The following is a 14588-nucleotide window of genomic DNA, read 5'->3' on the forward strand; positions in this document are numbered from 1 at the left end:
CCGTGGTCCACCCGCCGCTGGGCCTGTGGCCCGCCGCCAACGAATGGCGTGCCGACTACCGCACCGCCACGGGCGAGCAGCGGCGGCTGGCGCTGGGCGGGGCGGTCGATGTCGAACTCAATACGCGCACCAGCATCGCGGTGTGGCCCGGCGCCGGCGGCACGCGTGGTATCGACCTGATCGCGGGGGAAGCTGCCATCGACCTGACCCACGCCGAGACGCCCTTCGTGGTGGCGGCCGGCGCCGGTCGCACGCAGGCGCTCCAGCGCCGGGCCGCGCGCTTCGAGGTCCGGCACCTGGGCGGCGCGGTGTGCGTGACCTGTATCGACGGCCAGGTCCAGGTGGCCCATGCCAGCGGCACCGCGCAACTGTCAGCCGGCCAGCAACTGCGCTACGACGACCACGCGCTGGGCCGCGCCGAGCAGCTCGACGCCGCGCGCATGCCCGGCTGGCGCGCGGGCTACCTGCGCTTCACCGATGCGCCGCTGGGCGAGGTGCTCGACGAGATCAACCGCTACCGCACCGGCAAGGTGGTGCTGCTGGATCGGCAACTCGCGGCGAAGCCGGTCACCGGCCGTTTTCAGATCCATGCGCTCGACAAGGCCATCGTCCAGATGCAGCGTTCTTTCGGCCTGCATGCCCGCACGTTGCCGGGCGGCGTGGTGCTGCTGAGCTAGGTTTTTCGCAGGCACGCCGGTCCGGGTTTTCCCGGATCGCTGTCACGAAATCTTCAAGGAAAAGCTTGCCGATTCCCTTCGGCCCAATGGTCTAGGTCCCAGGAGCATCGACGGCGCTTGCCGTCGGTGGACATGACGACAGGGCCGCCACGCCACGCAGATTGCGAGAGGCGGCCCGCCAACGTTGCTTGACGGGATTGAGATCACCATGCAGATGCGCGCTCACAGCGGGAACATGCCTTCGCCACAATACGGCGGCGGCTTCCGGCTTCCGAATCCACGCCGCCGGCCGCTGGCCCATGCGATAGCGCTGCTGGTGGCAGCGGGCGGCATGCTCGATAGCGCGCACGCCCAGCAGGCCTTCAGCCGCGACTGGATGGCCCAGAAGAACATGATGCAGGGCACGGCGGCCGCGACCGGCCGGCTGCCGAACGGCATGCCGGCCTCCGCGCTGACCAACCCGTCCGCGCAGCAACAGCAGGCCAGCCAGCAGCTCCAGCGTTCGATCCAGAACCTCGCCACCACCGCGCAGGCCATCGCCGCCATGCAGGCCGCGCAGGCTGCGGCGCGCCAGGCCGCCGCGCAGGACCCGTCCGTCCCCGACGGGCTGGCCGAGGGCGGCCTCAAGGTCGATACCAACAGCCTGACGGCGGGCTGGCAGAACGCCCGGCCGCTGGACAAGGCCACCGGGCAGAAGGTTGTCGATGGCCGGACCGTGGTCTCCATCGAGCAGACCGGCGACCGCGCCATCCTGAACTGGGAAACCTTCAACGTGGGGCGCAATACCACGGTGGAGTTCCACCAGCAGGCCGACTGGGCCGTGCTCAACCGCGTGAACGACCCGCAGGCGCGGCCCAGCCAGATCCAGGGACAGATCAAGGCCGACGGCACGGTGATGATCGTCAACCGCAACGGCATCGTCTTCAAGGGCACCAGCCAGGTCGACACGCGCAACCTCGTGGCCGCCGCCGCCGGCATGACCGATGCCCAGTTCCAGAAGGGGCTGTTCAGCGAGGCCAAGGGCAGCGGCTACGTGCCCACCTTCGCCAATGACCTGGTTTCGACGGCGACCGCCACGTCATTCGGCAATGCCACGGGCGACGTAGTGGTGGAAGCGGGTGCCCGCATCGCCACGCGCACGCCGCAGAGCGTGACCGAGGGCGGCGGCTATGTGCTGCTGGCCGGCCGCGAGGCGCACAACCGGGGCACCATCGTCACGCCGAACGGCCAGACCACGCTGGCCGCCGGCGACAGCTTTGTGATTCGCCGGGGCATGGGCACCGACGCGAACAAGACGTCCACCACGCGCGGCAATGAGGTGGACGTGCTGCGCAACACCGGCACCACGGCCGGGCTGGTCACCAACGCCGGCCTGATCCAGGCCGCCACCGGCGACATCACGCTCAAGGGCCATACGGTCGAGCAGCGCGGCGTGCTGCTCTCCAGCAGCTCGGTCACCACGCGCGGCACGGTGCACCTGCGCGCCGAGGGCGACGACAAGAGCCGCGTGACGCTGGCCCCGGGCAGCGTCACCGCCATCCTGCTGGCCGACAGCAACGAGACCGCGCTCGACGTGCAGCGCGACGCGCTGATCAAGGATTCCGCCACCGCCAGCGAGGGCGGCTACAACCGGCGCGACCAGTCGCTGGTGCAGATCGCCTCGGGCGGGGACGTGCTGTTCGACGCCGATTCGCTGGCGCTGGCCACCGGCGGGCAGATCCAGGTCAATGCCGCGCGGCGCACGCTGCTGGCCGATCGCGCCGTGCTGGACGTGGCGGGCGCCGTGGGCGTGCGCGTGGCGATGGAGTCCAACAACGTCGAGATCAACGTCCAGGGCAACGAGCAGCGCGACGCGCCGAACAACCGGGACTCCGGCAAGCTGAACAACACCACCATGTGGGTGGACCGGCGCTATCTCGTGCGCGTGCCCGCCGGCACCAACGGCGCCACCACGGACCGCTGGTACACCGGCGGCGGCCTGCTGGAAGTCAGCGGCTACCTCAACACCAGCGGCCACGGCATCGGCGAATGGGCCGCGCTGGGCGGCACCGTGCTGTTCGAAGGCGGCGAGCTGGTCTCGCGGGCGGGGTCGTCCATCAACGTGGCGGGCGGCTCGCTGGACGTGCAGACCGGCAAGATCAAGCAGACCTGGCTGCGCGGCAGCGACGGCCAGCTCTACAACCTCGCCACGGCGCCCGGCGACATGACCTACGAGGGCGTCTATCGCGGCTTCGAGGCGGCGCACAAGCGCTGGGGCGCAAAGGCCACCGAGCAGTTCTACAACCCGCTGATCGCGCCGCGCGAGCGGCTGGAGAACGGCTACACGGTGGGCCGCGATGCTGGCCGCGTGGTGGTGTCCACCGCCTCGGCCGTGATGCAGGGCGATATCGACGCCACCGTCTACCAGGGCCCGCGCCAGAGCCAGGCGCGCGATGCCGGGCTGGACGGCTATCAGCAGTCCCAGATCGCCGCACCTCGACATGGGCAGCTGGTGATCGGCAAGCTGGTGCCGTTGTTCGATCCCGCCACCAACACGATCCGGGAAATCCCGACGGCGGTGGCCGGGCAGGTCGACATTGGCGCGGTGCAGGGCATCGCGCAGGGCATCGGTCTGGACGACGCGCTGCCGGCGGACCAGAGCGGCGGCCATATCCGCCTGGATGCCGGCTGGCTCAACGGGCTGGAACTCGGCGGCTTCACCGTGTTCGCCAAGGACGGCATCGCGGTGGATGCGCCGCTGGCCGTGGCGCCGGGCGGCGCGCTGGGGCTGCATGCCACCACGGTGGACATCGGCGCGGACCTTACCGCGCGTGGCGGCACCATCGCGCTCGGGGACATCGTCAGCCGGGGCACCCCGGGCAACTGGATCGACCGGCCAGTCACCGACGCGCCCACCGGCGCGGCAACCGTGACCGTGGCGCCCGGCGTCACCCTCGATGCGCGCGGCCTGTGGACCAATCTCAAGCAGGACCCCAGCAACATCGACGGCCTGCCCTATGTGAACGGCGGCTCGGTCACGGTCAGCAGCTCGGGCGACGTCACGCTGGGCGCGGGTAGCCTGATCGATGTGTCGTCCGGCGCGGCGCTGTTGGCGGACGGCGCGCTGCGCGGCGGGCGCGGCGGCAATATCACGCTGCGCTCGAACCAGTATGACGTGGCCGGCACCGGCTCGGGCACGCTGCGCATGGATGGCGACCTGCGCGGCTACGGGGTGAACGGCGGCGGTACGCTGACCATCGACTCGGGCCTGGGCGTCGCCATCGGCGGCGGCCTGCTGGCCGAATCCGGCGTGCTGCGCGCCGGGGAATCGGTGCCGGTGCACCTGACGCTGGACCAGCCGTTCACGATCAAGGCGGGCACGGTGCTGCCGGTGGACTACACGTTCACGTCCGACACTGCCGCGCCGGGCCAGGTGTCCCCGGGCACCATCGCCATCGCGCCGAGCCGGCCGCTCACGCTCGCTACGCCGTGGGTGGTGCCGCAGGGCGTCGGCTTCAACCAGTTCGTTGTGTACGACACGAACGGCGCCTGGTACGCGAGCGGCACCACGGTGCCTGCCGGGACCGTGCTGGTGCGCACGCAGGGCGAAATGGGCGCCGGCTACATAGTGCCGGCCAACGTGTTCCCGAATGGCATGCCGGTGGCCATGTACAGCACCACGGTCAAGGCGGGCACGGCGTTCCAGACCGACCATGCGATGGCCGCCGGGGACCGCCTGCCGGCCGGCGTGGTGCTTTCCACCGACGTAGCGGTCAAGCCGCTGCTGGTGCTGGACACCGACCTGTTCCAGACCGGGTTTTCGAAGTACGACGTATCGGGCCAGCAGGGCTCGCAGATCGCCAACGGCGCCACTGTCGACGTCATCATGCCGGTGCTGCGCCACGACACCACGGCGGCGCACAGGGTGCCCACCGGCGCGGACCCCGCGCAGGCGCTGGAGCGCTGGCTGCCGCCGCTGTGGGAGGAAGATCCGGTCCATGGCGTGCTGACGCAGCGGCGCGGCGCCGACCTCGTGCTGGGTGGCGGCAACGTCTACGGCCAGGCGCCGGTGACGGTGGGGCAGGGCGCCACGGTCACGGTCGATCCGGGCCACGCGCTGACGCTGCAGGGCAACGGCCAGATCACCATCGACGGCACGCTCAACGCGTGGGGCGGCAGCGTGGCCGTGTTGCAGACCGCGCTGGGCGTGGGCAACGCGGCGTCACCCAGCGGCACGCCCGACGCCCGCTCGATCTGGATCGGCGGCGATGCCGTGATCGACGTGGCAGGCCGTGCGGTCACCGCGCGTGACGTGCAGGGCCGGGCCTATGGCGAGGTCGCCAACGGCGGCACCATCGAGATCGGCGCGCGCCACGTGGACGGCGCACGGGAGGTCGATGCGGCCGATGCCTTCGTGGTGGTGCGGCCCGGTGCGCGGCTGGACGCCTCCGGGGCGTCGGCCGTGGTGGACGTGGCCGGCGTCGGCCCGGTCAACGTGGCCAGCAACGGCGGGGTGATCGCGCTCAGTTCCATGCGCGGCCTGTTCGTGGATGGCGACCTGCGTGCGGCCGCCGGTGGCGCGGGCGCGGCCGGCGGCACGCTGGCGATCAACCTGGAGACGCCGTCCTACCTCGGCGTGGACCGCAACACCCTGAAGGGCGCGGCGGTGGACGACGCAGTGCGCGTGCCGCGTGAACTGGTGGTGGCGCAGGTGCAGGGCGATAGCGGCCTTTCCGACGCGCTGCGCCCCGGCATGCGCGACACCGCGCTGCGCTACGGCACCGCCCGCGTGGGCGTGGACCGCGTGGCGGCGGGCGGCTTCGACAATCTGGCGCTGCTTGCCAACGGCCTGATCAGCTTCGATGGCGACGTGAACCTGGCCATGGGCCAGAGCCTGAGCCTGACGGCCAGCGCCATCGGCCTGGCCGAACAGGCTGCGGCCGGCACGCGTGTCAGCCTGGCGGCGCCCTATATGCGCCTCGCCGGCGCCACGCGCAGCCAGGGCGAAAACGGCATCATGCCGAACCCGGTGCGCGGCTCCAAGAATTCCGGCGCGGCGGGCGGCACGCTCGGTGTGCCGCTGGTGGCGGACGGCACCAGCTTCCTGGCCGATGCGCAGTTCCTCGACATCGTGGGCGAGTTGAGCGTTGGCGCGCGCGGCGAGATCATCCAGAACGCCGTCGATCCGCTCAAGGTGGAGCGCGATGCGTTCGACCAGATGACGCTGCGCAGCGCCTCGGACATCCGCATGTCCGGCGCCGCGCTGCTGTACCAGCCGGGCGACCTGACGCTGGCCGCCTCGCAGATCTACCCGGCCATGCTGGACAGCGGCAGGGTCCTGGTCGGGCAGATCGACGGTGTCAACCAGTGGGGCAGCCCCATCCGCACCTTCGATCCGACCCGCGTGCTGAACATCGAGCGGGTGGGGGATGCACTCCCCGCCACGCCGTATTCGGTCTTCGGCACGCTGAGCCTGTCCGGTCCCACGGTCAACCAGGGCGGCGTGGTGCGGGCGCCGCTCGGGTCGGTTTCGATCGGGACCAGCGGCAACGGCACAGAGACCGGCGTGGTCAATGTGCTGCCCGGCAGCGTGACCTCGGTCAGCGCGAACGGGCTGGTGATGCCCTATGGCGGCACGCTCGACGGCCTGAGCTATATGCACAACGGCGCGGACGTGGTGTTCCCCGGCGTAGGCGCGGGGCCGACCATCAACCTGACCGGCCACGCCATTGACGTGCAGCCGGGCGCGCTGCTGGACATGTCGGGCGGCGGCGAGCTGACCGGCGCGGCCTTCCTGGCCGGGCGCGGCGGTTCTACCGACGCACGGATGAACCCGCTGGTGCAGGTGTCGCCGAAGGGCGGCTTCACGTTGCCCGGGGTGGACACCAACCCCATCTATGCGATCGTGCCGGGTGCGCAGGCCGGCTATGCGCCGATCGTGGCCGAACACGGCGCGAGCGACCCGGCCATCGGCCGCCAGATCACCATCGGCGCGGGGGTGCCGGGGCTGCCGGCCGGCACCTACACGCTGCTGCCCTCGACCTTCGCGCTGCTGCCGGGCGCGTTCCGCGTGGAACTCAACGGCGCCAGCCAGGCTGGGCTGGGGCAGGGACCGGCGCTGGCCATGCGCAATGGCTCGTACGCGACCTCGGCGCAGCTCGGCACGGCCAACACGACCCTCCGCGATGCGCTGCCGACGCAGGTTTTCCTGACCTCGGCCGATATGCTGCGCCGGCTGTCGCAGTACAACGAAACGAGCTACGCCGAATTCGGCCTGGCGAACGCGGCCCTCAACGGCGTGCCGCGGCCCATGCTCGAGCGCGACGCCAAGGGCCTTCAGCTCGAATTCATCGCCGATATCCAGGCCGGCAAGATCGGTGACGCGCCCGCGCTGCGCTTTGCCAGCGGCACCACCGCCTACGGCACGCCGACGGGCGGCTATGGCGGCAGCGCGCTGGTCGTCAGCAACTCCGGCGACTACGAGATCCTGGCGGCCGGCGCGACGCCGAGGGCGCTGCCCGGCGGGGATCTGTTGAACCAGATCTCGCTGCACGCGGACGACCTCAATGCCATCGGCGCCAACCGCCTCGGCATCGGCGGCCTGCCCGCCGTGGTGCGCTCCGCCACCAACTCGCAGCGCGACAACATCGCCACCTTCACCGGCAACGCGCGGAACATCGTGCTGCGCGAAGGCGCGGTGCTCAAGGCCGGCGAGGTGTTCCTCGTCACCGGCCTCAAGTCTGGCGGCATCGTCATCGAACAGGGCGCGGGCATCAACACGCTCGGCCAGGGCAAGGCCGCGTGGGATTCCATGGACGGCTACGTCTACGATCCGGCCCGGCTGTCCGTGCTGGCGGTGTCCAACGGCTGGCTGGACCTGCTGCCGCCTGCCATCGGCAATGACCCGGCGCAGGGCCCGGGCCGCATCGACATTGGCGCCTGCGCGGCGGGCGCCGTCTGCAACGGCACCACGCAGCTCTATTCGGAAGGCACCATCGCGGCCGCCACCGACCAGACTTTCGAGCTGCGCGACACGGCGCGCTACGGCACGCGCAACCTGACGCTGGCTGTCGGCGGCATCAACGTGGGGAGCGAGGCGTCGCTGGCGGCCATGGCCGCGCGCAACGCCCTGACCCCCGGCCTGACCCTCAACCAGGGCGTGCTCGACCGCCTGCTGCGCGGCGACACCAGCGCCGGCGCACCGGCACTGGAAAACCTCGTCCTGACGGCGCGCGACGCGGTCAATTTCTACGATTCGATCGAACTGTCCACCATCGATCCTGCCACCGGCAAGTCCTCGCTGGAACGGCTGGTGCTGACCACCCCGGCCATCTACGGCCTGGGAGACGCCGACGCCCGCGCCCGCATCCGTACCGACACGCTGGTCTGGAACGGCACCAACACCGCGCCGGGGCAGGTGGCGGCCGGTGGCGCAGGCAACGGCAGCGGGCAGTTCATCGTCGATGCGCGCCAGATCGAATTCGGCTACGGCCCCGGCACCCGTCCGGACACCATCCACGATATGGACCGGCTGGTGCTCGGCTTCGGCGGCGTGGCGTTGAACGCCAGCGAACGCGTCACGGCCAACCAGACCGGCTCGCTCGCGGTCTACCAGACGCGCGGCGCCTGGGATGCGGCCACCAACGCCTACGCCTACAGCGGCGGCGACCTGACCATCCATACGCCGCTGCTGACCGGCGCGGCAGGCTCGGTCAACAAGATCCGCGCGGGCGGCGCGGTGAACGTGGCCGCGCCTGCCGGGGCTACCGCGCCCGCGCTGACGAATGCGGAGCTGATTGCCGCGCTGGGCGCGGAAGTCTCGCTCGCCGGACGCAGCGTGGCACTTGACACCACCGTGGCGCTGCCCAGCGGCAAGCTCACGGTGTCCGCCGAGGGCGATGTCGTGCTCGGCGATGGCGCCCGGCTGGACCTCGCCGGCCGCAAGGTCGATTTCTTCGACGTCAGCAAGTACAGCTGGGGCGGCGACGTGGTGCTGGAAAGCCAGTCCGGCAACATCCTGCAGACGGCTGGTTCGCGCATCGACCTCTCCGCGCTGGAGAACCGCGCCGGCAAGCTCACCGCCGTGGCGGTGGGGGCTGGGGCCGGGGCCGGCACGGTGGACCTGCGCGGCGCCATCGTGGGCGGCAGCACCGGCTACTACGATGCGGGCGGCACGTGGGTGCCGTACGCGGCCGGCGGCGCCGACATTCGCGGCCAGCACGTGGCCGACTTCATCGGCCTCAACCAGCGCCTGACGGCGGGCGGGGTCACCGGCAGCCGCAACTTCCAGATCAAGCAGGGCGACCTGACGGTGGGTGACGAACTGAAGGCGCGCGAGATCAGCGTCTCGGTGGATGGCGGCCGGCTGGTAGTCAACGGCATCGTGGACGCCAGCGGCGAGCAGGTCGGCAGCATCCGCCTGGCCGCGCGCGATGGCGTGACGATTGGCGGCGGCGCGCTGCTGGACGCCCATGGCCGCGTGCTGCGCGTGGACAGCTACGGGCAGGTGATCGAGGCGCCCAACCGCGCCGTGATCGACATCAACGCGGGCCAAGGCCGGCTGACGCTGGCGGACGGCGCGCGCATGGACGTGCGCGCCGGCACCGACGGCACGCCGCTGTCGCTCGGCACGGTGGAGCTGAGCGCCCGCCGGCTGGGCGGCGCCACCGGCAACGACGTCGACATCGACGCATCAGGCAGCGTGCGCATCGACGGCGCGCGCGCGATCACCGTCAACGCCTTCCAGACCTACAACGACGCGCCGCTGGTTTCCGGCGGCACGGCCGATGGGCGCGACTACCAGTCCATCACCCAGGGCTACCTGGACCAGAAGCACGCGGAGAGCCTGACCTTCATGGGCAACGCGCTGGCCAACGGCGACCTGATGACCCGCAGGCTGGCCGGCCTGCGCACCTACGCGGATGCCTTCCACCTGCGCCCGGGCGTGGAGATCGTCTCGATCACGCCCGATGGCGACCTGCATATCGACGGGGATATCGACCTGTCCGGCTACCGCTACGCGAGCGTCAACCCGCATACGCAGCAGACCGGCGTGCGCGGCTCCGGCGAGGCGGGCGCGCTGGTGATGCGTGCCGGCGGGGACTTCAAGATCTTTGGCAGCGTGTCCGATGGCTTCGACGGCGCCGCGCTGCCCGTCACGCCGGACGACAACGGCTGGATGCTGGTCAAGGGCCGCGTGCCCTGGGGCGGCGACGTGGTGGTGCCGACCGACGGCAAGGTCACGCTGGCCGACGGCACCTTCTTCCAGCCGGGCCGCGCGCTCAACTACGCCTTGCCGATCCAGGCCATGAGCCTGCGCGCCGGGACCGAGCTGCCCACGCGCGCCACGCTGACGGCGGACCTCGTGCTGCCGGCCGGCACGGTGCTGGGCGGCGCGATCCGCGACGGCGCGGGCAATGTGATTCATCCGGCCGGCACGGTGCTCTCCGCCGCGCTCACGCTGACCACCGGCATGCAGCTCGACGCGGGCAACCGCCTGCCGGGCGCCGCGCACGTGGCGGCCATGACGTGGCCGGCCGGCGTGCCGCTGCCGTTCCCCGATGGCGCCGTGGTGGACATGCCCACCTACGGCCCGGTCAACGGCGTGGTGCTGGCGGGCGACCTGATGCTGCGCAAGGGCGCCATGATCCCGGCCGAAACCGTGGTGAAGCTGCCCGGCGACGCCACCACCGTGCTGATGCGCGACGCGGATGCCAGCGGCAACCAGGGCCGCACCTGGGCGCTGGCGCCGATGCTGGAGCAGGGCTCGCAGGCGTGGTCGATGCGGCTGGTGGGCGGCGCCGACCTCACGGCGGCCGACCCCCGCGCGCTGCAGCCGCGCAGCACGCGCGGGCAGCTCCTGCTGGCCGATACCCACTACGGGCTGGCCCAGCAGACCGTGCTCAAGCCGGGCACGGGCATCCCGGGCAAGTACATCTGGGGGCCGGAGGCCTGGATGTTCGGCGAAGTGCCGGGCACGCCGATCAACCTCGAGGCGTATGGCGGTGAGGAAGCAGTGGCGGGGCTCAACGACCTGGGCCTTGGCATCCTCGTCGAGAAGATCGCCGATGGCACGCCGCCGGTCTATGAGGACAAGATGATGCCGGGGCGCCAGCAGATGTTCAGCGTGCTGCGCACCGGCACCGGCGACCTCGACCTGCTGGCCGCGGCCGACTTCACCATGACCTCGCCGTTCGGCGTCTATACCGCCGGCACGCAGTCGGCCGGCGTGGATGCCGCCTACAACCAGGCGCGCGCCAAGGGCGCGGACGGCACGCTGCTGGGCGCTAACGGCGCCTACCTGGAGCCGTTCATCAACGGCGGCGCGCAGAGCACGTACCAGGCGTGGTATCCCGAGCACGGCGGCAACGTGCTGGTGCGCGCGCAGGGCGATGTGCGCGGCGACATCATCGGCACCAAGCCGGGCACCATCCGCAACGACGATGCGCTGGGCCAGATGCGCATCCACTTCGACACCTCGGCCGTGGGCGGCTGGCTGTGGCGCCAGGGCACCGGCAGCGCGGCAGCGCCCGGCGAGGGCGTGCCCACGGCGTGGTGGGTCAACTTCGGCAGCTATGTGGCGGCCAAGGACGACCAGTACGCGGTGCAGGGCACCCTGCCGTTCCTGGTGGGCTTCACCGGTATCGGCACGCTCGGCGGCGGCAATCTGGTGATGGAAGCCGGCGGCAACGCCGGCATGCTGGAATCGCGCATGGGCAATGGCGCGCCGGTGCTCTCGCGCAGCCAGGGTCTGGTGCTGGCCGTGGGCAGCACGGGCCGCGTCTCGGCCGATGGCAGCACGCTGACGCAGACCGGCGGGGGCGACCTCGACATCCGCATCGGCGGCGGCCTGAACCCGGTGGCGGAAGTCCGCAACCAGCCCGAGAGCAATGGCGAGATCACGCCGCTGACCCGCTTCTCGAATCCGCGCCTGGACCTGAACAGCACGTTCGTCAACCTGCGCGGCGCGCTGCGGCTGGAAGCCGGCGCCGTGGGCGGCATCGAGCTGCGCTACGACCGTGCCGATCCGATGGAGACGCGCGCCTACCAGCCCTATGTGGCCACCTCGTCCATCGCGGGCGGCGGGCCGGTGCTGGTGGTGGGCGATGCCGGCGTGCGCATCGAGTCGCGCGGCGATCTGGTCATCGGCGGCGTGGCGGATCCGGGCCGCGTGGCCCAGTTCCACAACGGCACGCCGTTCACGCTCGACGGCACCGCGCAGGATGGCGAGGGCTGGAGCTGGTTCTCGCTGTGGACGCCGTCCACCGCCATCGACCTGTTCAGCGCCGGCGGCAACCTGACGCCGTCCACGTCGTGGACGGACGACCGGGACCGCAGCAACCACAGCGCCACCGACGGTCGCTTCGTGATGCCGTCGATCCTGCGCGCGGCGGCGCCCAACGGCAGCCTGTACTACGGCAATGCGAGTTCCGGCCGGGTCAGCAACAACAGTCCGGAGCAGTCGCCGGTCGGCCTGATCCTGGCACCTTCGCCGGTGAGCCCGCATTTCGCGGTGACGGGCACCGGCGCGCTGGAACTGCTGGCCGGGGATTCGATCTACGCCGCCGGCTATGCGGTCACGCAGTCCGGCGCCAATCCCACGCTGCTGCCGAGCCCGTTCAACCCGGGCTTCCTCGGCGTGGTCGGCAACGCCTGGTACGGCCAGCACGTGGTCGGCAATATCGACCCGCAGGCGCTGGCGCCCAGCGTGCTGTTCTCGAAGGGGGTGGAGAGCGAGCAGTTGTATCCGCTGTTCAGCCTGACGTCGCCCACCGCGTCCGGCTATACCCGCGAGGGGCAGCCGCCCGCGCGCTTCTATGCGAACGAGGGCGATATCGTCGGCCTGCGTACCGGCACCATCGTCTACGTGGGCAGCCTCACGGGCACGGTAGGCACCCAGAGCCCGTTGTACGAGGGGGGCGGGCCGGTGGCGATCCGCGCGGGGCGCGATATCGTCAACGCCGGCACGCCGCTGGGCACCTTCGCGATGGCACCGGAAGACGCGCTGGGCTGGTTTGGCCAGTACTACAGCAGCGAGCCCAACGCGCCGCTGCGGCCCACCCGGAACACGATCGCCACCACGCGCGGGAACCTGATCGTGCATGGCAACGACGATGACATCTCGGTGATCTCGGCGGGCCGCGACATCCGCGGCGGCAGCTTCTACGTGGCGGGCCCCGGCCTGCTGGAAGTGACCGCCGGGCGCGATCTCTATCTGGCCGACAAGGGCGAGCTGCGCAGCATCGGCGCGGTGGCGGGCTCGGCGCAGCACGACCGCTCCAACGGCGCGGCCATTGCCGTGGCCGCCGGCGTGGGCGCCAGGGGGCTCGATGGGCTGGGCTTCGACGCCTTCGCCGCGCGCTACCTGGACGCGGCCAATCAGGCCGACAGCGGGCGCCCGCTGGCCGACCAGCCGGGCAAGGCCGTGACCACTTACGGCGGCAAGCTGACGCTGGGCGACTGGTTGCGCGCCGAGTTCGGCTACACCGGCGACGAGGCCGGCGCCCCGGCCTTCCTGGCCGCCCGGCAGGCCGAGCTGGACCAGTCGCGCCAGACCGCGCTGGCTGCCGGCACCACGGCGCCCAGCCGCGACCTGCAACGCGAGTACGGGCTGGCCGGCCAACTGCATCTGGTCAACTGGCTGACGGACCGATTCGGCGGCAGCAACGGGCTGGGCGTGCATTTCGATGCCGCCACCATGGACGCGCGGCAGTTCCTCGCCGCGCTGCCGCCGGAACAGCAGCGCGCCTACCTGCGCAACGTGTACTACGCGGAACTCAAGGCCTCGGGCCGCGAGTTCAACGACGCCACGGGCCCGCGCGCGGGCAGCTACCTGCGCGGCCGCGAGGCCATCGCCACGCTGTTCCCGGGGCAGGCGGCGGACGCTCAGGGTGACTATCAGGGCGACCTGACGATGTTCAGCAGCGCGCGCTTCTACCAGAACGGGCAGGACAGCCTGGACGGGCGCTTCACCACGCGTCCCAAGCCGGGGACGAAGTATCTGAGCAAGGCCGAGTGGCTGGCCGCGGGCAGCCCCGGCAGCGTGCCGTTCTACGACGTGCTCGACGCCGGCATCCACACCAACTTCGGCGGCGACATCAGCGTGTTCACGCCGGGTGGCCGGACGCTGGTCGGCGTGGACGGTGGCTTCGTGCCGGGCGAGGGTTCCGGCGTGCTGACGCAGGGCGCGGGCGAGATCCAGATGTATGCCCGCGACAGCATCCTGCTGGGCCAGAGCCGCATCTTCACCACCTTCGGCGGCAATATCCTGGGCTGGTCGGCGCAGGGCGACATCAACGCGGGGCGCGGCTCCAAGTCCACCGTGGTCTACACGCCGCAGCGGCGCACGTATGACGACATCGGGCTGGTGGCGCTGTCACCGACCACGCCGAACACCGGCGCGGGCATCGCCACGCTGAACCCGATCCCGGAAGTGCCGCCGGGCGATATCGACTTGATTGCGCCGCTCGGCACCATCGACGCGGGCGAGGCCGGTATCCGGGTCTCGGGCAACGTCAATCTGGCGGCGCTGCGAGTGGTCAATGCGGAAAACATCCAGGTGCAGGGCAAGGCGGCGGGCATGCCGGTGGTGGCGGCGATCAACGTGGGGGCGTTGAGCAACGCCAGCGCGGCGGCGTCGCAGGCGGCCAGCGCGGCGCAGGATGCCGTGCAGCGTGACCGCGCGGCGGCGCGTCAGGGCTTGCCGTCGGTGTTCACGGTGCGGGTGCTCGGCAACGGCAATGAGGGCGACGGGGGCGCCGGCGCCTATGCGCCGCGTGGGCGCGAAGGGGCCAGTGCCACGCCGCCGAAGTACGATCCGCAAGGCGTGGTGCAGGTGCTGGGGCAGATGGACTTGGGCGAGTCGCAGTTGCGCATGCTTACCGCCACGGAGCGCAAGAACCTGGAACGGTAAAGGACCGTACAGCGGCCCTT

The 14588-nt window shown here is 71.3% G+C and carries 2 protein-coding genes; both read left to right on the top strand.

Translation table 11 applies throughout. The features are described 5' to 3' along the window. A partial coding sequence (locus KHO18_RS13490; protein WP_211943355.1) for a FecR family protein occupies positions 1-677 on the top strand: 677 nt, incomplete at its 5' end. Positions 678-912: 235 nt separating this feature from the next. Beyond that, positions 913-14568: a filamentous haemagglutinin family protein gene (locus KHO18_RS13495; RefSeq protein WP_211943356.1), complete on the top strand. Its 13656-nt coding sequence runs from the start codon at positions 913-915 to the stop codon at positions 14566-14568. Positions 14569-14588: the final 20 nt, after the last annotated feature.

The organism is Cupriavidus campinensis (genome assembly GCF_905397395.1).
Classification (GTDB): Bacteria; Pseudomonadota; Gammaproteobacteria; order Burkholderiales; family Burkholderiaceae; genus Cupriavidus; species Cupriavidus campinensis.